Origin of the sequence: Nocardioides antri (assembly GCF_008373765.1) — a bacterium.
GTDB classification, from domain to species: Bacteria; Actinomycetota; Actinomycetes; order Propionibacteriales; family Nocardioidaceae; genus Nocardioides; species Nocardioides antri.
Genome location: NZ_VUJW01000001.1, coordinates 167,552 through 191,303, shown reverse-complemented (window position 1 = coordinate 191,303; position 23,752 = coordinate 167,552). Strand labels below are relative to the sequence as shown.

Genomic DNA, 23,752 nt, shown 5'->3' with positions numbered 1-23,752 from the left:
ACGAGGACGAGAACTACGGAGAGGCCTGGTCCTCGCTGTTCAGCGACTCGATCGAGTCCGGGTGCAGGATGCCCGCGAGGACGACCAGGGCCAGCACCGCCAGCGCCACCGCCGCGACGACGTGCTCGCGCACGGTCCAGGCGAGGCCGAGCCAGATCAGCTGGGTGAGCAGGGCCGGGCCGCGCGACCAGCCCGAGCAGCGCCAGAGCCCCCAGGCGGCGACCAGCAGGAGCACGCCGTACGCCCCGTAGAACCCGGCGTTGGAGAGCCCGAGCGCGCGCCGGTCGTCGTCCAGCTCGGCCACCTGGACGATCGCGACGCCGACCAGCCCCAGCCCCTGCAGGGCGACCAGCGAGGCCGCCACCGTCAGCGGGGGCGGCGTGACGGACGGGCTCGGTGTGTCGGACACGGCGCGGAGCCTAACCGACGGCGAACGGCGCCGGTCGCCGCGTTGTGACCCAACAAACCGTCCGCACCCCTTGATAAGTGAGCGTTTCCTTGGAAACCTTGCAGGGCGATCGTGAAAGCGTTCACTTTTGCGGTCATTGCCGCGCCCGCAGGCCGGGGGCGACCCACAGCCTGGTCACGGCCTGCACGCACCTAGAAAGAGGGATTCCCCACCCATGGATTGGCGTCACCGTTCCGCATGCCTCGACGAGGATCCGGAGCTGTTCTTCCCGATCGGCAACACCGGTCCGGCCATCCTCCAGATCGAGGAGGCCAAGCAGGTGTGCCGACGCTGCGACGTGCGCGAGCAGTGTCTCGCGTGGGCGCTCGAAGCGGGGCAGGACCACGGCGTGTGGGGAGGCCTGAGCGAGGACGAGCGTCGCGCGCTGAAGCGCCGCAACGCTCGCGCCCGGGTGCGCACGACCGCCTGAGGTCGCCCGCAGATCAGCCGGAGCCGCTCAGTCCAGCGGGATCGAGAGCTCGGCCCGTGCCCCGCCCTCCGGGGACGTGCCGAGCGTGAGGTGTCCGCCGAGCTCGGACTCCACCAGCGTCTTGACGATGGACAGCCCCAGGCTCGGTGAGCTGTCGAGGTCGAAGCCGTCGGGCAGGCCGGTGCCGTCGTCGTCCACCCGCACCTCGAGGTGCGACCCGCGCCGCTCGGCCCACAGCACGATCTCGCCCTCGCCCTCCGCGCCCTCGCGGTCGCGGTAGCCGTGCTCGACCGCGTTCTGGAGCAGCTCGGTCACCACCATCGCGAGCGGCGTCGCCTGCTCGGAGACGAGCATGCCGAAGCGGCCCTCGCGCCGCACCCGGACCGGCGCCAGCCCGACGTCGGTGACCAGCCGGGAGAGCCGGTCGGCGATCTCGTCGAAGTCGACCGTCTCCTCGAGCGCCTGGCTGAGGGTCTCGTGGACGATCGCGATCGACCCGACCCGGCGTACGGCCTCCTCGAGCGCGGCCGTCGCCTCGGCCGAGTCGATCCGGCGCGCCTGCAGCCGCAGCAGCGCGGCCACGGTCTGGAGGTTGTTCTTCACCCGGTGGTGGATCTCCCGGATGGTGGCGTCCTTGGTGATGAGCTCCCGGTCGCGGCGGCGCAGGTCGGTCACGTCGCGAAGCAGGATCAGGCCACCGATGTGCTCGCCGTCCGGCTTCAGCGGGATCGCCCGGACGATCAGGGCGACGTCTCCCGACCCGATCTCGGTGTCGCGGTGCGCGCGGCCACCGAGCACGGCGCTGAGCGTCTCCTCGTCGGGGCGCTTCCGCGGCGGCACCAGGTCCCGGGTCAGGTCGGTGAGCAGGTGGCCGGCGAGGTCGCCGGCGAGGCCGAGCTTGCGGTAGACCGACAGCGCGTTGGGGCTCGCGTAGACCACCCGGCCGGCCGCGTCGACGCGCAGGAAGCCGTCACCGACCCGCGGCGAGTCCGCGTGGTCGCTGCGCTGGCCGGGCGCCGGGAAGTGACCGGAGGCGATCATCTTGGTGAGGTCGCCGGCGGTCTGGAGGTAGTTGATCTCGAGCCGGCTGGGCGTCCGGACGCCGAGCAGGTTGGTGTTGCGCGCGATCACGGCGATCACGCGGCCCTCCCGCCGCACCGGGATCGCCTCGACCCGCACCGGGATCTCGTCGCGCCACTCCGGGTCGCCCTCGCGGGCGATGCGGCCCTGCGCGAACGCGGCGTCGACGAGCGGACGGCGACCGGTCGCGACGAAGGATCCGACGATGTCGTCGACGTACGCCGTCGGGCCGGTCGTGGGACGCATCTGACCGCCTGCCCAGAAGCCCTGCCCCTCACGGTCCGGCAGCCACATCACCAGGTCGGCGAACGAGAGATCCGCGATGATCTGCCAGTCCGCGAGGATCCGCTGGAGCCACGCGACGTCCTCGTCGTCGAGGTCGGTGTGGCGCCGCACGATGGCGGAGAGAGACGGCACGGGCACACCGTAGTGGCTCAGGCCACAGCCCCGTCCAGACCGGTCGGAGGCGTTTGGCAGGATGTCCGTTATGCCCCCCATTGTCGACTGGCGACACGTGTCTGCAGCCGACTTCAGAGTGCCCGCGGACCGCAGGCTGTCTGACCTCACCGCCGAGCTGACCGAGCTCCTCGGCGCCCCCGAGTCCGAGCCTCGCGAGCTGGCGCTCGCCGTGCTGTGCACCTGGATCGAGCGTGGTGTCTACGACGACCTGTTGCCTGGGCTGGGCGACGGGATCGCGACCGGGTTGCTCACCGGCATCGGCGAGCGAGGCACCGACACCGTCTTCCGGCGCAGCTTCTCCGCACTCGTCGTCGCTGAGGTGATCGATCGGGACACGCGCCGGCCGCGCGTGACCCGCGCGAAGGTCCACGAGTGGGGTGATCGTCTCGCCACGTGGTTCCTCAACGAGCGCGACGAGCGCGGCTACGTCCCCAACCAGGGCTGGGCCCACGCGATTGCCCATGGCGCGGACGCGCTGGGCACGCTGGCCCGGTCGCCCCACTGCGGCCCGGGTGAGCTGCTGGTCGTCCTCGACGTGATCGGTGACCGGGTCGCCCGGGGACCCGGTCCGGTCTGGTTCTCGGGCGAGCCCGATCGCCTCGCGATGGCCACCATCCAGGTGCTGCGCCGTGGCCTGGTGCCCGACGAGCTGGTCGACTCCTGGCTCGAGCGGATCGCGGTCGCGGCTCGTCCGCGCCGCGACGGCTCGGACGCCCCGGACATCTACCGGCAGACGGGCAACGCGGCGGCGTTCCTCCGTGCGCTCTACCTCCAGCTCGCCCTCGGGCCTGCGGCGCCGGCGCGCCGGTCCGACCTGGTGCTGCTGCTCGTGGAGCACCTGCGGCGCGCGCACCCGGCCTACCTCGGCCCGTCCCACCACCGGGCGTGATCGGCCTCCACAGGCGACTTCAGGTCAAGTGACCCGCTAGTAGGGTGCGGTCATGACCTCGACCGAACTCGCCGGCCACGCCGGACAGCTGGCTGTCGCCGTCGCCCAGGCCCACGGCGTGGAGACGATGTTCACGCTCTCGGGCGCCCACGTCTTCCCCATGTACGACGGCGCGGTGAAGGCCGGCGAGGAGGGGCGGCCGATGCGGCTGCTCGACGTACGCCACGAGCAGACGGCCGCCTTCGCGGCCGAGGCCACCGGCAAGCTGACCCGGGTCCCCGGCCTCGCAGTGCTGACCGCGGGCCCCGGCGTCACCAACGGCATCAGCGCGATGGCGCAGGCCCGGTTCGCCGGCTCGCCGATGGTCGTGGTGGGCGGCCGGGCGCCCAACAACCGCTGGGGCTCGGGTGCGCTCCAGGAGATCGACCACCTGCCGATCGTCAGCCCGGTGACCAAGCACGCAGCCACGCTGATGACCGCCGACGAGGTCGCCGCGGGCTTCCACGAGGCGTTCTCCGCGGCGCGGTCGTCCCACCGCGGGCCGACGTACGTCGACGTGCCCATGGACGAGTTCTTCAACGCCGGCAGCGGGCCGGTGCCCGTGATCGGCGCCGACGCCGGCCGCGGCACGGAGCCCGACACCGACGCGATCGACCGGATCGCGGGGCTGCTCGCGGGGGCGGCGCGACCGCTGGTCATCCTCGGCACCGACGTCTGGGCCGACGGCGCCGAGCAGGCGGCGCGGCGCTTCGTCGAGGCGGTCGGCGTGCCGGCCATCACCAACGGCATGGGGCGCGGCGTGATCCCCGGCGGTCACCCGCTGCTCGTGACGAAGGCCCGTGGTGCGGCCATCGGTGGAGCGGACCTGGTGGTCGTCGTGGGCACTCCCCTGGACTTCCGTCTGGGCTACGGGATCTTCGGCGGCAAGGATGGCGCGGTGCCGGCGCAGGTCGTGCACATCGCCGACTCCTCCGACCAGGTCTCGGCGCGCGCCGCGCTGGCGGAGTCGGCCAGCGGCGACCTGACCTCGATCTTCGACGGGCTCCAGGCCGCCCTCGAGCGCGGCAGGCGACCGGACTGGTCGGGGTGGGTGGCGAGCCTCCAGGAGACCGTCGCGGCGACGGTCGCCCGCGACGCGGAGCTGCTGACGGCCGAGGCCGACCCCGTGCACCCCGCCCGGATCTACGGCGAGCTGGTCCCCCGGCTCGCCGACGACGCGGTCGTGATCGGCGACGGCGGCGACTTCGTCTCGTTCGCCGGCAAGTTCGTGGAGCCCCGGCGGCCGGGCTGCTGGCTCGACCCCGGCCCCTACGGCTGCCTCGGCGCCGGCCTCGGCGCGGCCATCGCGGCCCGGATCGCGCGCCCGTCCTCGCAGGTCGTCCTGCTGCTCGGCGACGGCGCGGCGGGGTTCTCGCTCATGGACGTCGACACCCTGGTCCGGCACAACCTGCCGGTCGTGATGGTGATGGGCAACAACTCGGCCTGGGGCCTGGAGAAGGGCCCGATGCAGATGCTCTACGGCTACGACGTCGCCGCCGACCTGGCGCCGCAGACGTCCTACGACGGCGTCGTCAAGGCGCTCGGCGGCGCGGGCGAGACCGTGACCGACCCCCGCCAGATCGGCCCGGCGCTGGACCGGGCGTTCGCCGCCGGCGTGCCGTACCTCGTCAACGTGATCACCGACGTCACCGCCGCCTACCCGCGCGCGACGTTCGGCATCTAGGCCATGACCCAGGTGCCGGCGGCCGAGGCCGCGCTCCGGTTCACCGTCGGCGACGCCGACACGGCTGCCGCCGTGGGGTCGGGCAGCCTGCCCGTGCTCGGCACACCGCGCCTGCTGGCGTGGTTCGAGGCGGCCACCTGCGCCGCCATCGACCCGACCCTGACCGCCGGGGAGACCAGCGTCGGCACCCGCCTCGAGATCGAGCACCTGGCGCCGAGCGCCGTCGGGCAGGAGGTCGAGGTCACCGCGCGACTGGCGTACGCCGACGGCCGGCTGCGGCGCTTCTCCGTCGCCGCCCGCAACATCGGCCCGGACGGGCCGGGCACCCTGGTGGGAAGCGGCGAGATCACCCGGGTGGTGGTCGACGGCGAGCGGTTCATGTCCCGGGTCGGCTCTCCACGCGCCTGACGCTCGGGGGCGATCGGTCGGACGAGGCCGATTTCGTCACGTACGTGCAGACCTGAGACACTGGGGTGTTACCGACTTCAGGAGGAACCATGGGCAAGACCGGACGCAAGCGCCGCGCGCGCCGCAAGAAGGCCGCCAACCACGGCAAGCGCCCGAACAGCTGAACCGGCCCGAGCGTGTCGCAGATCGTGCGCCACGCTGCCGGGCACGCAGTCGAGGTCGTCAGTGGTCGTTCGCCGCTGGCGACTTCCGGCTTTTTGGGTGCGTGAAGACTGAGCCCTCGGACCGACGCGGTCACCGGGGCTTCGTCGTCTGAGACGACTATCTCGGCTGGGGGAACTGCGCCTTCATCGCCAGGTCCCACGCCCGGTCGGGCATGATCCGGCGGGTCACGATCGCGCCGTAGGCCGACGGCGTGACCAGGTAGCGCGGCTTCGGGTGCGCCTTGGTCAGCGCCTTCTCGATCACCTTCGCCACCGCCTCGGGCGGGCCGCCGAGCCTGGCCATCGGGCCGTCGTACGCCTCGCTGGTGGACTTCATGACGGCCTCGTTGAACGCGGCGTAGGGACCCTCGCCGGCCGGCATCCCGGCCGCGACGGCGGCCTCGAAGTTGGTGGTGATGAGGCCCGGCTCGATCAGCACGACCTGGATGCCGAAGCCGGCGACCTCGAACCGGAGGGCGTCGGAGAGCGCCTCGACGGCGTACTTGCTCGCGTGGTAGACACCCCCGCCGGGGAAGGTCAGCTTGCCGCCCATCGAGCCGATGTTGACGATCCGCCCCGACCGCCGCTCGCGCATGTGCGGGAGCACCAGCTGGGTCAGTCGGAGCAGGCCGAAGACGTTGGTCTCGAACTGCCGGCGCACGTCGTCGACGTCGACCGACTCGAGCGCTCCGGACTGCGAGTAGCCGGCGTTGTTGACGAGCGCGTCGATCTGTCCGGCGCCGGCGAGGACGGCGTCGACGGCGGTGGACATCGAGGCCTCGTCGGTCACGTCGAGGGCGAGCGTGGTGCACCCTGCGTCGGCGAGCGCGGTCAGCGTCTCGGGCCGCCGCGCGGTCGCGTAGACGTCCCAGCCTGCGCGGACGAGCCGCGCGGCCGTCGCCTCGCCGATGCCGGAGGAGCAGCCGGTGATCAGGACGGTCCGGTTCGTGGGCGTGGTCATGCTCCGGATCATGGCAGACCCGGGACGGCTCAGGTCTCGGTGATCCGGACCTGGATCTCCTGGATGCGGACCCGCACGCGGTCACGCAGCTCGACCGGCGCCTTCTCCGAGCACGAGCGGGCGACGAGCGCCTTCACCGTGCGCTGGAGGTCGTAGCGCTCGAGGCAGGGGTTGCACGTGTCGATGTGTGCGCGGACGACCGCGCAGTCACCCTCTTCGAGCTCGTTGTCGATCAGCCGCATGATCCGCTCGAGGAAGTCGGCACACTCCTCGTTGGTCGGACCGTGGTCGTGGGTGCTGGCCATCATCGGCCTCCCTGGACCGGGGCGTCGCCGCCCGTCCGGACGTAGTCGGAGAGCATGTCGCGCAGCTGACGGCGCCCCCGGTGGAGACGGGACATGACCGTCCCGATCGGCGTGTCCATGATCTCGGCGATCTCCTTGTAGGCGAAGCCCTCCACGTCGGCGAGGTAGACGGCCAGCCGGAACTCCTCGGGGAGCCGCTGCAGCGCGTCCTTGACCTGGCTGTCGGGAAGGTGCTCGAGCGCCTCCATCTCCGCGGACTTCAGGCCGCTCGACGTGTGCGACTCCGCGCGCGCGAGCTGCCAGTCCTCGACGTCCTCCGACATGGACTGCTGCGGTTCTCGCTGCTTCTTTCGGTAGGAGTTGATGAAGGTGTTGGTCAGGATCCGGTACAGCCAGGCCTTGAGGTTGGTGCCGGGCTTGAACTGGTGGAACGCGGAGTACGCCTTGGCGAACGTCTCCTGGACGAGGTCCTCGGCGTCCGCGGGGTTGCGGGTCATGCGCATGGCCGCGGAGTAGAGCTGGTCGAGGAAGGGCAGGGCATCGCGCTCGAACCGCTCGGCCCGCTCGGCCTGGGTCTCGGTCGCGATGTCAACACTGTCGACGCTGTCGACGTCAGAGGTCTCGGTCATCGTCCCCCAGCCTACGGGGAACGTCGCCTCACCGATGCTGCGAGGGCGCTCGAGGACCGCGGTCATGGCTGGTGCAACAGGTCAGCGGGTTGCTCCATTCCCGACGATCTCGCGCACGATCCACTCCAGGGCGGCCTCCACCACGATCTCCATGGCGTCGTCCTGGGTGATCGAAGCCCGCTTCGGGACGGCGAGGCTGTGGTCGCCATCGGGTACGACGGCGAGGTCGGTGCGGTTCGGCAGCGGGTCCGGGAACTCCTCGGGCCGCCCGAACGGGTCGTTGCCGCCCTGGATCACCAGGGTCGGGACGTCGGCGCCCGCCAGCTCGTCGAGCCGGGACTTCTCGGGCTTCCCGGGCGGGTGCAGCGGGAAGGACAGCGCGAGGCAGCCGGAGGCGCCGAGCTCGCGTGCGGACCGGCACGCCGACCGGGCACCGGCCGACCGGCCGCCGAGGATGATCGGGGTGCGCACCCGCACGGCGTCGACGGCCGCCCGCAGCCCGACGTCCAGCGTGGCCGGCGGCGTCGCCACCTTGCGTCCGGCCGTTCGCCAGGGCTGCTCGAAGAGCATCACGTTGACGCCCTGGCGCGGGAGGTGCGTCGCGAGCGCGGTCAGGTCACGCGCGTCGATGCCACCGCCGGCACCGTGGCTGAGCAGGACGGTCGCGATCGGCCGCGGCGCACGACGGGTCACCAGCCGGCCTTCGCCGACCGGCGTCGCGATGATCCGCTCCTCGCTCCTCACAGGAGGGTCTCCTCGAACGGCACCGGCTCCACCAGCTCAGGCCCGTTGTTGCGGACGTTCCCCACCGCGGTCGACACCGGGAACGCCTCGAGCCCGCTCTGCTGGGCCGGGACGAGCAGGTCGAGCAGCTGGTCCTTCGGCGTGCCGGGGTCGAGCCACGCCGTACGCCGCTCCGGCGTGACCAGGAGCGGCATCCGGTCGTGGATCCGGCCGACCTCGTCGGTGGCCTCGGTGGTCAGCACCGTGCAGGTCCAGAGAAATCGGCCCGGGTCCTCCGGGCTGTCTGAGTCGCGGGTCGGGTCCTTCCAGATCTCGTAGAGCCCGGCCATCGCCATCACCGAGCCGTCCTTCGGCTTGATGAAGAACGGCTGCTTGAGCCGCTTGCCCGACTTCCCCTTCTGCTGGGTCTCGTACCACTCGAAGTAGCCGTCGGCCGGGAGCAGGCAGCGGCGGCTGGAGAACGCGCGCCGGAACGCCGGCTTCTCCGCGACCGTCTCCATCCGGGCGTTGATCATCCGGCTGCCGATCGAGGGGTCCTTGGCCCAGAACGGGACCAGCCCCCACTTGACCACGCGCAGCTGCCGCACCGGCTCGGCGTCGGGCGCGGTCCCCTCCTCCTCGTCCGGAGGACGCGGCGTCCGGTCGAGGACGGCGTAGACCTCCTTGGTCGGCGCGACGTTGTAGTCCGGCGGAAGGACCTTGTCGAGCCTCGCGTCGACCACCTCGAACTCCTCGGCGAGGTCGTCCGGGCTCCGGCTGGAGGCGTAGCGCCCACACATGCCGCTCAATCTAGTGGCTCCGGCGGACAGGGTTGGGTGCCGGAGCACGGGGTACCGGCCAGACATGGCCGTGAGCAGAATTCTCGCCCGTCCCTTGCTGGCTTCGTTCTTCGTCGCCAGCGGCATCGACTCCCTACGCAACGCCGAGACGATCGCACCCGGCGCCAAGCCGGTCACCGACCGGTTCGTCCCCCTCGTGGAGAAGGCGGTGCCGCAGGCGCCGGTGCCCACGAACCCGGTGACCTGGATCCGGATCAACGGCGCGGTCCAGATCGCCGCCGCCGCCGCGCTGGCGACCGGGCACTTCCCGCGCATCGCCTCGGGCGTGCTCGCCGCGTCGCTCGTCCCGTCGACCGCGGCCCGCTACCGGTTCTGGGAGACCTCCGACCCCCACGAGCGCCGCGAGCAGCTGACCCACTTCGCGAAGAACGCGTCCCTCGCCGGCGGGCTGATGATCGCCGCCGGCGACACCGAGGGCCGGCCCGGCCTGGCCTGGCGCGCGCGCCGCGCGGCCAGGGACGCCCGCCGCGAGGCGCGGCACCTGGCGCACTCGGCGAAGCGGGAGGCCAAGCTCGTCAAGGCCGAGCTGACCTGATCCCGCCCGGAGTCGCCACGCCGTAGGACGGAACGTTCCACGGTCTCCTAGACTCCGACGGGTCATGACAGCCACCCACGCCGACCTCTGGCTCGCCCCCGTCGCGACCGCGCCCGTCGACGCAGTGGTCTCGCTGCCGGGCAGCAAGTCGCTCACCAACCGCGCGCTGGTGCTGGCGGCCCTGGCCGACGGGCCGTCCGTCGTACGACGTGCGCTGCGGTCCCGTGACACCGAGCTGATGGCGCGAGCGCTGACGGCGCTGGGCGCGCAGGTCGACACGAGCGGCCCGGACTGGGCCGTGACGCCGCTCGACCCGGCGGCAGCCGCGGTCGAAGCGGAGGTCGACTGCGGGCTCGCCGGCACGGTGATGCGGTTCGTGCCGCCCGTCGCCGGGCTGGTGCGCGGCACGGTCGCGTTCGACGGCGACCCCCACATGCGCAACCGGCCGGTCGGCGAGGTGCTGGGCGCACTGACGGCGCTCGGCATGACCATCGACGACGGCGGCCGCGGCTCACTGCCGTTCACCGTCGCGGGCGAGGGCCGCGTGCCCGGCGGCACGGTCGTGATCGACGCGTCGGCGTCCTCGCAGTTCGTGTCGGCGCTGCTGCTGGCCGGCGCCCGCTACGAGCGCGGCGTCGACGTCCGGCACGACGGCAAGCCGATCCCGTCCCTCCCCCACATCGAGATGACCATCGCCATGCTCCGCGACCGCGGCGTCGAGGTCGACGACGCGGACGCCAACCGGTGGGCGGTGACGCCTGGTCCGATCGCCGCGCGCGACGAGGCGGTCGAGCCCGATCTCTCCAACGCGGCGCCGTTCCTGGCGCTGGCCGCGGTGTCGGGTGGCGCGGTCACCGTGCGCGACTGGCCCGAGAGCACGACCCAGGCCGGCGACGCGCTGCGCGACCTGCTGGCCCAGATGGGCTGCACCGTCGAGCGCGTCGAGGCGGGCCTCCGGGTCACCGGTCCCGCCGACGGGCACCGCGGCCTGGTCGGCCTCGACGCCGACCTCCACGACGTCGGCGAGCTGGCCCCGGCGGTGGCCGCGCTCTGCGCACTGGCCTCGACGCCTTCCCACCTGCGCGGGATCGCCCACATCCGCGGCCACGAGACGGATCGGTTGGCGGCCCTCGCAACGGAGCTCGGCGCTCTCGGTGCCGACGTCACCGAGCATCCCGACGGGCTGGAGCTGCGCCCGGCCCGCCTGTCAGGAGGCGTGTTCCACACCTACGCCGACCACCGGATGGCCCACGCCGGCGTGATCGTCGGCGCGGCAGTGTCCGGAGTGCTCGTCGAGGACGTCGCCACGACGAGCAAGACCTTTCCCGACTTCGCCGGCTTCTGGGCCGCGCTGCTCTGAGGCGTGCGATGACCGGACGGTACGGCGAGCACGACGTCGAGCACTACGACCGGCCGCGCCGCCGTACCCGCCCCCGCACGAAGGAGCGGCCGTCCTACGACGACGCCGTCGACGGCGCGGTCGTCACCGTCGACCGCGGGCGGTTCACGCTGCTGGTCGACGGCCGCCGGGTGATGGCGATGAAGGCCCGCCCGCTCGGTCGCAAGGGAGTCGTCGTCGGCGACCGGGTCCGCGTCGTCGGCGACGTCTCGGGCGCCGACGGCAGCCTCGCCCGGATCGTCGAGGTCGGCGAGCGCAGCACCGTGCTGCGTCGTACCGCGGACGACGACGACCCGGTCGAGCGGGTGATCGTCGCCAACGCCACCCAGCTCGTCGTGGTGACCGCGCTCGCCGATCCCGCGCCGCGGTCGCGGTGGATCGACCGCGCCCTCGTCGCTGCGTACGACGCCGGGCTCGCTCCCCTGCTCTGCCTCACCAAGGCCGACCTCGAGGACCCCGAGACCCTGCTGTCGACCTACCGCTCCCTGGGCGTGCCCTGGGTGGTGACCCACCGTGACGCCGATCGCCGGATCGTCGGCCTGGAGGACCTGCTTGCCCGGCTGACCGGCCACACGAGCGTGCTCATCGGCACCAGCGGCGTGGGCAAGTCGACCCTGGTCAACGCCCTCGTCCCCGAGGCCCGGCGCGAGACCGGCGACGTCAACGCCGTCACCGGGCAGGGCCGGCACACCTCGACGTCGGCGATCATGCTCGAGCTCCCCGGCCTTGACGGCGGGGCGGGCTGGATCGTCGACACCCCCGGCATCCGGTCCTTCGGGCTCGCGCACGTCCAGCCCGAGCACCTGATCGAGGCGTTCCCCGACCTCGACGAGATGACCGAGGACTGCCCGCGCGGCTGCACCCACGGCGGGGACGAGCCCGAGTGCGGTCTCGACGAGGCCGTGGCGGAGGGAGCCGCCGACTCCGAGCGGGTCGCGTCGTTCCGCCGGGTCCTCGCCGCCAGGTCGGTGACGGACTACTAGGTCCCCCAGACCGCCTGCGCACCGGAGTCGCCGGTCATCACGGTGAGGACGACGGTGGCGACGGCCGTGGCCACCACGACGGCCGAGAGCAGGATCCGCACCACGCCCGTCCGGTCGTGGAGCGCGACCGCCGCCAGGGTCAGCACCCCGAACCCGCTGGCGACCCAGCGCAGGATGCCGCCCAGGTCCTCGTGGTCCTGGAGCTTCGTGGCGAACTCGCCCGTGGCGCCCGCGAACCGGTCGGTGTCACGGAAGTCGCCGCCCGACAGGAAGGCCACCCACACCGCGCCCACGGCCGCCACCACCGCGACGGCCACGGGCCAGCGCAACCAGTCGCGCCAGCGCGGGACCAGCGCGTAGGCGATCGCTGCGAGCCCGGCGATCGGCGTGAGGACCACTGCGGCGTGCACGACGAGCACGTGCAGGGGAAGTCCGTTGATCTCCATCACCAAAGAATGCATCACATGTTTCCCCACGGATGCGAGGCGCACCTGGTTCAGTCCGCGGCTGGCCGCTGGCTAGGGTGACCCCCGTGGGCACCGACTACACCGACGACCTCCGCCTGGCGCACCTGCTGGCGGACGACGCGGACTCGCTCACCCAGTCCCGGTTCGGCGCCCTCGACCTCCACGTGATGAGCAAGCCGGACCTGACCCCGGTGACCGACGCCGACCGCGCCGTCGAGGAGTCGATCCGCCGTACCCTCTCCCGGGCGCGGAGCCGCGACGCGGTGACCGGCGAGGAGCACGGCACGTCCGGTCACTCCCAGCGCCGGTGGATCATCGACCCGATCGACGGCACGAAGAACTTCGTCCGCGGCGTCCCGGTGTGGGCGACCCTCATCGCGCTCGCCGTCGACGAGGAGGTCGTCCTCGGCGTCGTGTCCGCGCCCCAGCTGCAGCGCCGCTGGTGGGCCTCGGCCGGACAGGGCGCGTGGACCGGCAAGTCGCTGATGAAGGCGACCAGGTGCCAGGTGTCCGACGTACGCCGCCTCGAGGACGCGTCGTTCTCCTACGCCTCCCTGCGCGGCTGGGAGGATCGCGGCCTCGGCGAGGACGTGCTCGCCCTGATGCGGCGGGTCTGGCGGTCGCGGGCGTACGGCGACTTCTGGTCCTACATGCTCGTCGCCGAGGGCGCCGTCGACGTGGCAGCCGAGCCGGAGCTCGAGGTCTACGACATGGCGGCCCTCGACGTCATCGTCCGCGAGGCCGGCGGCCGGTTCACGTCGCTCGCCGGGGCGGACGGCCCGTGGGGTGGCAACGCCCTGGCGTCCAACGGCCACCTCCACGACGCGGCCCTGTCGTTCCTCGGGTCGGTTCCGGACGGCGACGGCGACCCGGACTGGCCCGACAACGGGCCCGGGACTGTTTCGGACATCTGGTCCCGCAGTCCTCGCCGCGAGTAACCTGCTTCACATGCGCATCACTGAGGTCCTCAAGGCCAAGCAGCTCCGGGACGTTGTCACGATCTCCCCGGACGCCGGCGTGCGCGAGCTCATCGCGACCCTGGCCCAGCACAACATCGGTGCCCTGATCGTCAGCGCCGACGGCACCTCGCTCGACGGCATCGTCAGCGAGCGCGACGTCGTACGCCGCCTCCACAGCGACGGCACCGTCATCGACAACACGGTCGGCGCGATCATGACCGAGGTCGTGAAGACGTGTGCGCCGGACGACCAGCTCGACGACGTGATGAAGGCGATGACCGAGGGCAGGTTCCGCCACATCCCCGTCTGCGACGGAGACCGGCTGGTCGGCATCGTCAGCATCGGCGACCTGGTCAAGCACAAGATCGACGAGCTGCAGTTCGAGCGCGACCAGCTCGACAACTACGTCCACCGGGTGTGACAGGCTCTCCTCATGGAGAAGCCTGAGATCGAGTTCTTCGACCCCGAGCCGCCCGCGGACCTGGTGGTCACCGACGTCACCGTCGGCGACGGCGCCGAGGCGACCGCCGGCAGCACCGTGTCGGTGCACTACGTGGGCGTCGCCCACTCGACGGGCGAGGAGTTCGACGCGTCCTACAACCGGGGCGCTCCGCTGCAGTTCCGGCTGGGCATCGGCCAGGTCATCGAGGGCTGGGACACCGGCGTTCAGGGCATGAAGGTCGGCGGCCGGCGGCAGCTCGTCATCCCGCCGCACCTCGGCTACGGCGACCGCGGGGCCGGTGGCGCGATCAAGCCCGGCGAGACGCTGATCTTCGTCGTCGACCTGCTCGGCGTCAGCTGATCACCGGCTGATCACCGGCTGGTCACCAGGGCAGGTTGTCGGTGACCGGACCGGTCGCCACCCGTGCCGACTGGGCGGCGACGGTCACCACGTCGCCGGACTGGAGCTGGCGGCCGCGTCGCGTCTCGACCTCGCCGTTGACGCGCACCATGCCGGCGGTCAGCAGCGGCTTGGCCTCCGATCCCGACTCGATCAGGTTCGCCAGCTTCAGGAACTGGCCGAGCTTGATGACGCCGTCTGAGATCGGGACGTCCACAGGTTCGGGCATGGCCCCACCCTAGAGGCTCGGCTCGGCGCATTCCCCCGCGCAGTGCCCGATCCGCGCCTATGCTCCCGCGCATGTGGGTGGGCGTGCTGGGCCCGACGGTCGTCGCGACGACGCCGTCGGACGACCCGCTCCCGCTGCAAGCCGCCAAGCACCGCGCCCTGGTCGCCGCGCTCGCACTTCACCCGGGCCGGGCCGTGCCGGCGGACGTCCTGGTCGACACCGTCTGGGGACCAGAGGCGCCGCCGAGCGCCCACGCCACGCTGCAGACCTACGTCTCGCTGGTGCGGCGGGCGCTCGAGCCGGACCTTCCGGCCCGCAGCCCGAGCACCCACCTGACCAGCAGCGACCTCGGTTACCAGCTGGACGCGGAGGTGGACGCGGAGGCTTTCGCCCGCTCGGTCGCGGAGGTCCACGCCGCCATCGCCGACCTCACCCGGAGCGCGGTCCCCACCGCCGTCGACGTCGAGCTCGCCACCCGCCACCTCGGCACCCTCGACGCGGCGCTCGCCCTCTGGCGTGGCACGCCGTACGCCGACCTCCCCGACTCCGACGTCGTTCTCCCCGAACGCGGCCGCCTGTCCGAGCTGCGCCTGCTGGCGCTGGAGGACCGCGCGACCCTGCTCATCGCCACCGGCCGAGACGCCGAGGCGGTCTCCGAGCTCGACGGCCTCACCACGGCGCATCCGCTGCGCGAGCGTCTCTGGACGCTGCTCGCGGTCGCCCTCGCCCGCACCGGCCGCCAGGCCGACGCACTCGCCGCGCTCGATCGGATGCGCACCGTGCTCGACGAGGAGCTGGGCCTCGACCCCTCCCCCCAGACCCGTGAGCTGCAGACCGCGATCCTCCGACACGAGGTCGCACCTGCGCCGACCGCCGGCACGGCACCCGGGCCGACGAGCCAGGAGGAGCCGGAGCTCCCCCACGCCGAGATCACCGTGCCCGACTGGCCGTTGGTCGGCCGCGACGCGCACCTGACCGTGCTCACCTCGCTCCTGGCGATCGCCGAGCAGGGGCACCCGCGGTTCGTGACCGTCGTCGGCGAGCCGGGCGCCGGCAAGACCCGGCTCGGCGCGGAGCTGGCGCTCGAGGCACGGGCACGGGGCGCGACGGTCCTGGTCGGCCGGTGCTCGCAGGAGGAGGACGCGCCGCCGCTCTGGCCCTGGACGACCGCGCTCGGCGCCCGGATGCCGCGAGCCGGCGACGCCGACCGCGACGACCACGACGCCGCGCGGTTCACGATCGCCGAGAGCGTCCGCCGCACCCTCGCCGAGCTGAGCCGGGACCGGACCGTCGTGCTCGGCCTCGAGGACCTGCACTGGGCGGACCCGTCGTCCCTCCGCGTGCTGCGTCACCTCGCGGCGCACACCGAGACCGGACGGCTCCTCGTGGTCTGCACCTGGCGCCGCGGGAGCCAGGTCGGCGCGCTCGCCGAGGTCGCGGAGGCCCTCGCCCGGCGGCACGCCACCAACCTCGAGCTGAGCGGGCTGTCGGCCGACGAGACCGCCCACCTGCTCGAGGCGATCACCGGGCAGCGGGATCCCGAGCTGGCGACCAGCGTGCACCAGCGCACCGAGGGCAACCCGTTCTTCCTGATCGAGTACGGCCGGCTGGCCCGCGACGAGGACCGGGACCTGCACGACGTGCTCGACGGGATGCCTCCCACGGTCGCCGCCGTGGTCGAGCGACGGATCGCGCAGCTTCCCGAGGGCTCGCGACGGGCGCTCACGGCGGGGGCGGCGATCGGCCGCGAGTTCGACCTCCCTCTCCTCGCCCGGGCGCTCGACACCACCGACCTCGACGCGCTCGACCTGCTCGAGCCGGCGCTCCAGGTGGACCTGGTGCAGGACCTCGGCGGGGACCGGTTCCGGTTCGTCCACGCGTTGGTCCGGGACACGGCGTACGGCGGGCTCACCCCGTCGCGCCGGGAGCGCCTGCACGCCGCGCTCGCCGGTCTCGTCGCGGAGGTCCCCGACGCTGCGGACCGGGCGCCGGAGATCGCCCGCCACTGGGCGGCCGCAGGCCGTCGTCACGTGCGGCAGGCGCACCTCGCGGCGGCCCACGCGGGTGCGGTCGCGCTGGCCGCCCACGCCGCCGAGGAGGCCGCCCAGCACTACGGGGCGGCGCTGGCGCTCCTCGCCGACGACCCGGCGGCGACCGAGCGCCAGCGCTACGACCTGCTGGTCCGCTACGCCGAGGCGTGCCGCTGGAGCACGCGCCGGCTGGAGATGCACGGCGCGGTCGACGAGGCGGTGGTCCTCGCCGGCCGGCTCGGCGACCCCGAGCTCGTCGTGCGGGCAGCGCGGACGGCGACCACCGACGCGCTGTGGCCCGCCCGTGCGTACGGCGAGAGCAACGATGCCGTGATCTCGGTGATGCGGAGCGCGCTGACCGTCCTGCCGCGGGACAGCGAGGTGCGCTGCCGGCTCCTGCTCGCGCTGGCCGCCGAGGCCTACTACGCGACGTCCCCCGACGAGCTCGATGAGCTGTGCGAGGAGGCGATCGCCATCGCGCGCAGCGTCGGTGACGGGACTCTCCTGACGGACGCGCTGATGGGGTCGGCTGTCGCGACCTTCCGCCGCAGCAATGCCGAGCGCCGGAGGCTGTGGTGCGAGGAGGCCCTCGTGCACGCGACCCGGGCCGGTGACCAGCGGACCCGCACCAACCTACGGGCGCTGCTGGCGCCGGTGCGCTGCGAGCTCGGGGACATCGCGGGCCTGGACGACGAGATGGCGGACGTCATCCGCGAGGCCCATGAGCAGAAGCTGTACTTCGTCGAGATGGTGACCCTCAACCTCGTCCACTGCTGGGCGACGATGCGGGGCGACGAGGCAGCGATCGCGGACTCGTTCGCGCGGCTCACCCAGGTGTTCGAGCTCGTCTCCACGTCCCACAAGGTCGACACCGTCCGCGGGGCGGCCTTCTACGAGCCGCTGTGGAACCCGTCGGCGCCTCCTCCGGCCGACGACGAGGTGGGGTCGTTCATGGCGGAGTCCCGGATCCCGGTCGGCCCGGCCGCCACCGTGCTGGCCCTGCGGCACGGCCAGCCGGAGTTCGCGCGGCTCGCGTTCGACACCTACGGCGTCGACCTCGACACCGACAACTGGTTCTCACCGTTCATCTGGGCGCTCGGCGCCGAGATCGGGCTCGGCCTCGGCGAGCCGGACCTGGCCGCGGCGGCGTACGCGAGGCTGGCGCCGTACCGGGGCACCTGCGTCATCTCGGGCACCTCGCCCGCCCACGGCCCGGTCGACGCCTACCTGGCGCTGGCGGCTGCCGCGACCGGCGAGACCAGGCTCGCGGCCGAGCACGCCGACCACGCGCTCGAGCTGACCGGCGCATGGCGGATCCCGCGGGTCGAGAAGTGGCTCCTCGGCCTGCGGGACCGCCACGGCTTCTGATCAGGCCGGCGCGTAGCGGAAGGCCCGTCGCTCGAGCCTCCGGAACTTCAGGATCCTGCCGATCCACAGGACCACGCGGAAGCCCTGCCCGGCCTCGGCGAAGACGCCGTCGAGGACCTGCTTCGAGAGGCCCTCGGCGACCCACGGCACGACGTAGAGCAGGTAGCCCAGGGTCTCGTTGCTCTTGAAGTGCTCCTGCTCGATGCGCTCCCAGTCCTCCTGGGTCATGTGCCGCTGCAGGACGACCAGCGCCTCGGTCTCCTCGTGCCGCAGATGCGCGCCGAGCAGCTCTCTCGTCTCGGCGAGGCGGACCGCGAGGCCGGCCCGCAGCTCCTCGCGGCTCCGGTCGCCGACCGGTCCGGCGAGCGCACCGAAGAGCTCGCCGCACGACGCGAGCAGCGGGTCGATCTTGGAGTGCTCCGCCTCCATGGCGTGCAGCGCCTGCCGCTCGGCAGGGTGGGCCCGCTCCAGCAGGAACGGCCAGATCCCCGCGTCCTCGCCGCTGTGGTGGTGGTGCAGGATCTCGCTGAAGCGGTCCCAGCGGCGGGCCAGCGCCGACCACGTGGTCAGGTCGTCAGCCGGGGTCGCCGGGACCGTCGCGGCGAACCGGTCGAGGTCACGCCGGAACGCGTGGTGCATCAGGTACATGATCGTCATGTCCACCGGACCGCCCGGTGCGGCGGCCTGGCCGGGGAGCATCAGCTGCTCGGGATAGATGGTTGTCATCTCGCTTCTTCTCTCTGAGGTGGTGGGTTCAGACCTGGACCGGCGCGTCGTCGAGCTCCTCGACGCGGCCCCGGCCGGGCAGCCACCAGTTCCACTTCCCGAGCAGGGTCATGGTGGCGGGGACGAGCACCATCCGGACGACGGTGGCGTCGAGCGCGACGGCGGCTGCGAGGCCGACGCCGAGCATCTTCACGACGACCGCGGGCTCGGTGGCGAAGCCGACGAAGACGGCGACCATGATCGCCGCGGCCATCGAGATCACCCGGCCGGTCGAGGCCAGGCCGCGCACGACAGAGCCGTGGGCGTCGCCGGTGTCGAGCCAGTCGTCGCGGATCGCCGACAGCAGGAAGACCTCGTAGTCCATCGAGAGGCCGAACAGCACGGCGAACATCAGGATCGGCACCCAGCTGGAGACCGGGATGTCGTGGTCGACGCCGAGCAGGGACGAGCCCCATCCGTGCTGGAAGACCAGCGTGACGACGCCGTACGCCGCCGCGATCGACAGCAGGTTCATCGCAGCCGCCTTGAGCGGCACCACGACCGACCGGAACATGAACGCCAGCAGCACCACCGACACGAGCACGACGAAGCCGACGACCAACCACAGCCGCTCGCCGAGCAGCTCCGAGATGTCGCCGAGGATCGGCGTGTAGCCGGTCGCCTCGACCCCGTCGGGCAGCACTTCGGCGCGGAGGTCCTCGAGGAAGGTGGTCGTCTGCTCGTCGATCGGCGCCGTGGTGGGCTCGATGTCCCAGACCGCCAGCCGGCCGTCGGGCGAGGTGGCGACCGGGCCGGAGGACGCGACGTCGTCGAGACCGGCGATCTCGGCGTGCAGTGCCTTCACCTCGGGCCGGCTGACCTCCTCGAGGTCCGCGACCAGCGTGATCGGGCCGTTGGCGCCGGGGCCGAACTCCTCGGTGACCAGGTCGTACGCCGCCCGCGTGGTGCTGCCCTGCGGGTCGGTCCCCCCGTCCTGCGGCCAGGTGCGCATGCCGAGCGCCGGCGCACCGAGCGCGAGCAGCACGGTCAGCGCGACGAGCGCCCACGCGACGGGCCGCTTCGCCACGGTCCGCGCCCACCGGGCGGTCAGCGGCTCCTGGTCGGTGGTGGAGGTGCGCGGCGCGCCGGCGCCGAGCCCCGGCGCCCGCTTGCGCTCCTTCCGCGGCATCAGCCGGCGGCCCGCCAGCGCGCACAGCGCCGGCACCAGGGTGAGCGCAGCGGCCATCACGCAGACGACCGCGATCGCGGTGGCGAACCCGAAGGCGTCGTACGTCGGCAGGCCGGCCAGGCGCAGCCCCATCAGGGAGACCAGCACGGTCAGCCCTGCCCCGACCACCGACCGGCCCGCGGTCGCCGTGGCCCGGGCGGCTGCCTCGACCGGGGTGTCCCCGGCCCGCAGCCGCTCCACGTGGCGGGTGACGATGAGCAGCGCGTAGTCGATGCCGACCCCGAGTCCGACCATGGTCGCGATCGTGGGGGCGGAGGTGGACACGTCGGTCAGGCCCGCGAGCAGCATCACGCCCGACGAGCCGGCAACAAGCCCACCGACGGCGGTCGCGACCGGCAGGCCGGCGGCCACCACGGACCCGAACGCGATCACGAGCAGCGCGAGCGCGACCAGGATCCCGATCAGCTCGCCGCGGCCCTCGATCTCGGTCGCGGTTCCGGGCAGCTCTCCCCCCAGCTCGACCTGGTAGCCCGCGGCCTCCGCAGGCGCGGCGGCGACCTCGAGCGGGTCGATGTCCCCGTAGATGTCGGAGTCGGTGGTGGGGACGTCGTAGCGGACGTAGAGGAGGGCGGTGTCGCCGTCCTCGGACAGCCGCGGGGTCACGGTCGTGACGTGCTCGGTGGCGTGGAGCTCGGCGACGACCTGCTCCACGACCGTGGCGTCGAGGCGCTGGTCGTCGTGCAGCACGACCTGGGCACTGGAACCGCCGCTGTCGGGGAAGTGCTCCCTCAGCTGGTCGACCCCGGCCTGGGCGCGGGTGTCGGGGACGTTCCAGTTGTCACGAAGCTCGCCGCCGATCGCTGCGGCCAGGCCGCCGAGCGACACGAGGGCGACCAGCCAGACCGCGAGCGTGCGCCAGGGGTGTCGCGCGGTCGCGAGCCCTACTCGGTGCAGGGAACTCATCAGATTCTCCTTGATCGGTGGATCGTGGGATCCACCGTCGGGGAGAGACCTTGCGCCGTGCTTGTGCCGGACTTGAGCCGGCGCTCAAGCCACGCCGACGGGCCTGTGCTCGGTCAGTGCTCGGTCAGTGCACGCCCAGCGACACCGCGTGGATGATCACGCCGACCAGGCCACCGACGATCGTGCCGTTGATCCGGATGAACTGCAGGTCGCGACCGACGTGCAGCTCGATCCGGTCGGAGGCCTCCTTGCCGTCCCACCGCTCGATGGTGTGGGTGATGATCGTGGTGACCTCGCTGCCGTAGCGGTCGACGGCGAAGACGGCCAGGTCCGCGGCCGCCTGGTCGAGCCGGTCGCGCAGGGCGGCGTCGCTGCCGAGTCGCTTCGCTAACACGTCGACCTCGAGCAGCAGCCGCTGGTGGACCACCCCGGTCGGGTCGTCCAGCGACTTGACCAGGGCCTCCCGCAGCGCGCTCCAGACCGCGATCGCGGTCCTGATCACGGCGGGATGGGAGAGGACCCGCTCCTTCAGCCGCTCGGCGCGGTCCTGGGTGGCCGGGTTGGTCTGCAGGTCGGTGGCGAGCTGGCGCAGCATCGAGTCCAGCGCGCGTCGCGCCCGGTGCTCGGGCTGCGACCGGATCTCCGACATCCAGCGCACCATCTCCAGGTGCAGCCGGTTGATGACGTAGGTGTTGACGCTGTCCGGCGCCCACCACGGTGCCCGCTCGCCGATCACCTCGTGCACGGTCTCGGGGTTGGCGATCAGCCAGTCATGGAGCTCGGTGAGCGCGAGGTCGACCAGCCCGTGGTGCAGGTCGTCGGCGAGCGCCTCGTCGAGCAGCCCGCCGAGCAGCGGCGCGACCGGCTCCTCGCGGAACCGCGGCACCAGCGCGTCGTTCACGAGCGACTCGATGTGGTCGGGACGCACCTTCGACAGGCCGATCGCCGCGAGGTCCGAGACCTCCTCGACCACACGCGTCGCGTTGGCCGGCACGGCGAGCCAGGTCGCCACCCGCTGCGAGATCCCGACCGACAGGATCCGCTCGCGGATGATGTCCTCCTGGAGGAAGTTCTCGCCGACGAACTGCTCCAGCCCCTTGCCGAGGTCGTCCTTGCGCTTCGGGATCAGGGCGGTGTGCGGGATCGGCAGTCCCAGCGGGTGCTTGAACAGCGCCGTCACCGCGAACCAGTCGGCCATCGCGCCGACCATCGACGCCTCGGCGCCGGCGTTGACGAAGCCCCAGAAGCCGTCCCGGCCGAGGGTGACGACATAGACGGCGGCGGCGAAGAGCAGCAGCGAGACCGCCACCGTGCGCATCCGCCGCAGCGCGCTCCGTCGTACGGCGTCGGCAGCGGAGTCCGTGGGCAGCATCGGTCCGGTCACTGCCTCATCCTTGCGCACGCGGCGCGTCATCCCGGGATCCGGCACGTCCGTCCGCGACGCTGGTGGGCGTGTTCTTCCCCGCACGCATTGCCCTCGCCTGCCTTCTCGCAGGTGCGGTGACCGTCCTCGGCGGCCCGGCTGCGGCGCACGACGCGGGCGATCCGCGCGAGCGGCATGCGGACGGCACGCCGTACTCCACCCTGGCGATGCGTGACCTCTTCGTCGCCCGGCCGACGCTCGACACCCTCGAGTCGCTCATCGCGAGCGCGCTGCTGGCGCGGCCGACGGACGGCGACCAGGACCCCGGCGGCGACGGCTACCGCGGCCGGTCGAAGAAGGTGTGCGGCAAGCGGATCTGCGTGCACTACGCCGTGCGCGGCGAGGACGCGCCCCCCTCGCGACGGTGGGTCCGTCGCACGCTGCGCGTGCTCGGCAACGTCTGGGACCACGAGGTCGGCACCCTCGGCTTCCGCCGGCCGCCGCGGGACGGCCGCCGCGGTGGCGACAGGCGGTTCGACGTCTACCTGGCCGAGCTCGGCGACCGCGGTCTGTTCGGCTACTGCTCGCCGGAGCGCCGGGTGCGGGGCGAGCGGCTCGCCGCGTCCAGCTACTGCGTGCTCGACGACGACTTCGCGCGCAGCCAGTACGACGCGCGGCCGGCCGCCAGCCTCCGGGTGACCGCGGCCCACGAGTTCTTCCACGCGATCCAGTTCGGCTACGACTTCCGCGAGGACCCGTGGCTGCTGGAGTCGACCGCCACCTGGATCGAGGAGTCGTTCGCCGACCGCATCGACGACAACCGCCGCTACCTGCGGTACGGCACCGTCCACCGGCCCGGCATCCCGCTCGACCACTTCTCCAACGACCGGTACGCCCACTACGGGACCTGGGCGTGGTGGGAGTTCCTCACCGCCCGGTACGGCGCCGGCCTGGTCCGCGCCGTCTGGGCGCGCGCCGACGCCGTCGGTGACGCGCCGAACCTCTCCTCGGTCGCCGCGCTGAGGACGGTGCTGGACCGGCACGCCGGCCTCCCCCGCGCCCTGGCGTCCTACGCCGTCGCGAACCTCTCCCCCGCCGACACCTACGCCGAGGGCGCCACCTGGCCGTCGGCGCGGCTGGGCCGGACGCACCGCCTCGGGCGGTCCGACCGGAGCGCGTCCGAGCCCGTGCGGATCGACCACCTGGCCGCCCGGCACGTGGTGCTCGCCCCCGAGCGCGGCCTCCACGGCCGGCGCTGGCGCCTGCGGGTCACCGTCGACGCGCCGCGGCGCCGATCAGCGGCCCGGGTCGTGGTCGTGCGGACCGACGGCTCGCGGGCGCGTCGCGCCGTACGCCTCGACCGCCGGGGTGACGGCGCCCGCACGGTGCGGTTCGCCGCCGGGGAGGTGGCGCGGGTGGTGGTCACGCTCGTCAACGCCTCGACCCGCTACCGCTGCCACCAGGACACGCTGTTCGCCTGCGGCGGAGAGCCGCGCGACGACGACGCCCGGTTCCGGGTCGCCGCGCAGGTCGTTCGCCTCGCCCGCTGACGCCGGACCCGACCGGGACGCAATTCGCGAAGATCATGCCCGTTCGGCAAAGG

General features: G+C 72.8%; 25 protein-coding genes. 13 read left to right on the top strand and 12 right to left on the bottom strand.

The genetic code is table 11. The features are described 5' to 3' along the window. Positions 1-13 precede the first annotated feature (13 nt). Positions 14-409 (bottom strand): hypothetical protein, encoded by a 396-nt coding sequence (locus F0U47_RS00935; RefSeq protein WP_149748441.1) that lies wholly within the window; start codon positions 407-409, stop codon positions 14-16. Between the two features lie 214 nt (positions 410-623). Here F0U47_RS00935 and F0U47_RS00930 point away from each other — a divergent pair, with 214 nt between their 5' ends. Beyond that, positions 624-878, top strand: coding sequence for a WhiB family transcriptional regulator (locus F0U47_RS00930; RefSeq protein ID WP_149748440.1), 255 nt, complete (start codon positions 624-626; stop codon positions 876-878). 27 nt (positions 879-905) lie between these two features. Here F0U47_RS00930 and F0U47_RS00925 read toward each other — a convergent pair whose 3' ends face one another. Further along, entirely contained in the window at positions 906-2,375 is a 1,470-nt protein-coding gene (locus F0U47_RS00925; protein ID WP_149748439.1) for a PAS domain-containing sensor histidine kinase, read from the bottom strand. A gap of 97 nt (positions 2,376-2,472) precedes the next feature. On the opposite strand from F0U47_RS00925, the gene F0U47_RS00920 reads away from it, so the two are divergent. The 4 genes from F0U47_RS00920 (at position 2,473) to F0U47_RS22580 (ending at position 5,601) form a co-directional block, all read left to right on the top strand. Beyond that, positions 2,473-3,306: a DUF2785 domain-containing protein gene (locus tag F0U47_RS00920; protein WP_246159355.1), complete on the top strand. Its 834-nt coding sequence runs from the start codon at positions 2,473-2,475 to the stop codon at positions 3,304-3,306. A gap of 52 nt (positions 3,307-3,358) precedes the next feature. Further along, complete coding sequence (locus F0U47_RS00915; RefSeq protein ID WP_149748437.1) at positions 3,359-5,029, top strand: acetolactate synthase; 1,671 nt, start codon at positions 3,359-3,361, stop codon at positions 5,027-5,029. A gap of 3 nt (positions 5,030-5,032) precedes the next feature. Beyond that, a complete protein-coding gene (locus tag F0U47_RS00910; RefSeq protein WP_149748436.1) occupies positions 5,033-5,437 on the top strand; it encodes a thioesterase family protein in 405 nt (134 codons plus the stop codon). Positions 5,438-5,526: 89 nt separating this feature from the next. After that, on the top strand, positions 5,527-5,601 hold the full coding sequence (locus F0U47_RS22580) for a 50S ribosomal protein bL37 (RefSeq protein WP_370692322.1): 75 nt from the start codon (positions 5,527-5,529) through the stop codon (positions 5,599-5,601). Between the two features lie 157 nt (positions 5,602-5,758). Here F0U47_RS22580 and F0U47_RS00905 read toward each other — a convergent pair whose 3' ends face one another. Genes F0U47_RS00905 through F0U47_RS00885 form a run of 5 tightly spaced genes read right to left on the bottom strand, consistent with a single transcriptional unit; the run spans position 5,759 to position 9,058 of the window. Continuing rightward, positions 5,759-6,601: an oxidoreductase gene (locus tag F0U47_RS00905; protein ID WP_149748435.1), complete on the bottom strand. Its 843-nt coding sequence runs from the start codon at positions 6,599-6,601 to the stop codon at positions 5,759-5,761. A gap of 29 nt (positions 6,602-6,630) precedes the next feature. After that, positions 6,631-6,906 (bottom strand): mycothiol system anti-sigma-R factor, encoded by a 276-nt coding sequence (gene rsrA, locus F0U47_RS00900; protein ID WP_149748434.1) that lies wholly within the window; start codon positions 6,904-6,906, stop codon positions 6,631-6,633. After that, entirely contained in the window at positions 6,906-7,601 is a 696-nt protein-coding gene (locus tag F0U47_RS00895) for a sigma-70 family RNA polymerase sigma factor (protein ID WP_149748433.1), read from the bottom strand. The genes rsrA and F0U47_RS00895 overlap by 1 nt, the downstream gene beginning before the upstream one ends. A gap of 15 nt (positions 7,602-7,616) precedes the next feature. After that, positions 7,617-8,279: an alpha/beta hydrolase family protein gene (locus tag F0U47_RS00890; RefSeq protein WP_149748432.1), complete on the bottom strand. Its 663-nt coding sequence runs from the start codon at positions 8,277-8,279 to the stop codon at positions 7,617-7,619. Further along, positions 8,276-9,058, bottom strand: a complete 783-nt coding sequence (locus F0U47_RS00885; protein WP_149748431.1) for an SOS response-associated peptidase — start codon at positions 9,056-9,058, stop codon at positions 8,276-8,278. Before F0U47_RS00885 ends, F0U47_RS00890 begins: the two co-directional genes overlap by 4 nt. 64 nt (positions 9,059-9,122) lie before the next feature. Between F0U47_RS00885 and F0U47_RS00880 the strand changes: the two genes are divergently transcribed. From F0U47_RS00880 to rsgA, 3 genes are all read left to right on the top strand, one after another. Continuing rightward, positions 9,123-9,653, top strand: coding sequence for a DoxX family membrane protein (locus tag F0U47_RS00880; RefSeq protein WP_149748430.1), 531 nt, complete (start codon positions 9,123-9,125; stop codon positions 9,651-9,653). A gap of 64 nt (positions 9,654-9,717) precedes the next feature. After that, a complete protein-coding gene (gene aroA / locus F0U47_RS00875; protein WP_149748429.1) occupies positions 9,718-11,013 on the top strand; it encodes a 3-phosphoshikimate 1-carboxyvinyltransferase in 1,296 nt (431 codons plus the stop codon). A gap of 8 nt (positions 11,014-11,021) precedes the next feature. Continuing rightward, positions 11,022-12,035: a ribosome small subunit-dependent GTPase A gene (rsgA, locus tag F0U47_RS00870; RefSeq protein WP_149748428.1), complete on the top strand. Its 1,014-nt coding sequence runs from the start codon at positions 11,022-11,024 to the stop codon at positions 12,033-12,035. On the opposite strand, the gene F0U47_RS00865 is transcribed toward rsgA, so the two are convergent. Beyond that, on the bottom strand, positions 12,032-12,481 hold the full coding sequence (locus F0U47_RS00865; protein WP_149748427.1) for a DUF2231 domain-containing protein: 450 nt from the start codon (positions 12,479-12,481) through the stop codon (positions 12,032-12,034). The two genes, rsgA and F0U47_RS00865, sit on opposite strands and share 4 nt — an antisense overlap. Before the next feature lie 86 nt (positions 12,482-12,567). Between F0U47_RS00865 and F0U47_RS00860 the strand changes: the two genes are divergently transcribed. The 3 genes from F0U47_RS00860 to F0U47_RS00850 are packed head-to-tail and all read left to right on the top strand — an operon-like array spanning position 12,568 to position 14,263. After that, complete coding sequence (locus tag F0U47_RS00860) at positions 12,568-13,440, top strand: inositol monophosphatase family protein (RefSeq protein WP_246159354.1); 873 nt, start codon at positions 12,568-12,570, stop codon at positions 13,438-13,440. A 10-nt stretch (positions 13,441-13,450) separates the two neighbouring features. Then, positions 13,451-13,882, top strand: coding sequence for a CBS domain-containing protein (locus F0U47_RS00855; RefSeq protein ID WP_149748425.1), 432 nt, complete (start codon positions 13,451-13,453; stop codon positions 13,880-13,882). Positions 13,883-13,894: 12 nt separating this feature from the next. Next, positions 13,895-14,263, top strand: coding sequence for an FKBP-type peptidyl-prolyl cis-trans isomerase (locus tag F0U47_RS00850; RefSeq protein WP_149748424.1), 369 nt, complete (start codon positions 13,895-13,897; stop codon positions 14,261-14,263). A gap of 22 nt (positions 14,264-14,285) precedes the next feature. On the opposite strand, the gene F0U47_RS00845 is transcribed toward F0U47_RS00850, so the two are convergent. Beyond that, the gene (locus F0U47_RS00845; RefSeq protein ID WP_149748423.1) at positions 14,286-14,531 is read right to left on the bottom strand and encodes an RNA-binding S4 domain-containing protein; all 246 of its coding nucleotides are present in this window, start codon (positions 14,529-14,531) and stop codon (positions 14,286-14,288) included. Between the two features lie 71 nt (positions 14,532-14,602). Here F0U47_RS00845 and F0U47_RS00840 point away from each other — a divergent pair, with 71 nt between their 5' ends. After that, positions 14,603-17,929, top strand: coding sequence for an ATP-binding protein (locus tag F0U47_RS00840; protein WP_188111116.1), 3,327 nt, complete (start codon positions 14,603-14,605; stop codon positions 17,927-17,929). Here F0U47_RS00840 and F0U47_RS00835 read toward each other — a convergent pair whose 3' ends face one another. The 3 genes from F0U47_RS00835 to F0U47_RS00825 all read right to left on the bottom strand — a co-directional run bounded on the left by F0U47_RS00835 (position 17,930) and on the right by F0U47_RS00825 (position 22,170). After that, the gene (locus F0U47_RS00835; protein WP_149748421.1) at positions 17,930-18,655 is read right to left on the bottom strand and encodes a hemerythrin domain-containing protein; all 726 of its coding nucleotides are present in this window, start codon (positions 18,653-18,655) and stop codon (positions 17,930-17,932) included. Positions 18,656-18,683: 28 nt separating this feature from the next. Next, entirely contained in the window at positions 18,684-20,786 is a 2,103-nt protein-coding gene (locus F0U47_RS00830; protein WP_246159353.1) for an MMPL family transporter, read from the bottom strand. Positions 20,787-20,910: 124 nt separating this feature from the next. Beyond that, positions 20,911-22,170, bottom strand: coding sequence for a DUF445 domain-containing protein (locus F0U47_RS00825; protein WP_246159352.1), 1,260 nt, complete (start codon positions 22,168-22,170; stop codon positions 20,911-20,913). 68 nt (positions 22,171-22,238) lie between these two features. Here F0U47_RS00825 and F0U47_RS00820 point away from each other — a divergent pair, with 68 nt between their 5' ends. Next, complete coding sequence (locus F0U47_RS00820) at positions 22,239-23,699, top strand: MXAN_6640 family putative metalloprotease (protein ID WP_149748418.1); 1,461 nt, start codon at positions 22,239-22,241, stop codon at positions 23,697-23,699. The last annotated feature ends 53 nt before the right edge of the window (positions 23,700-23,752 follow it).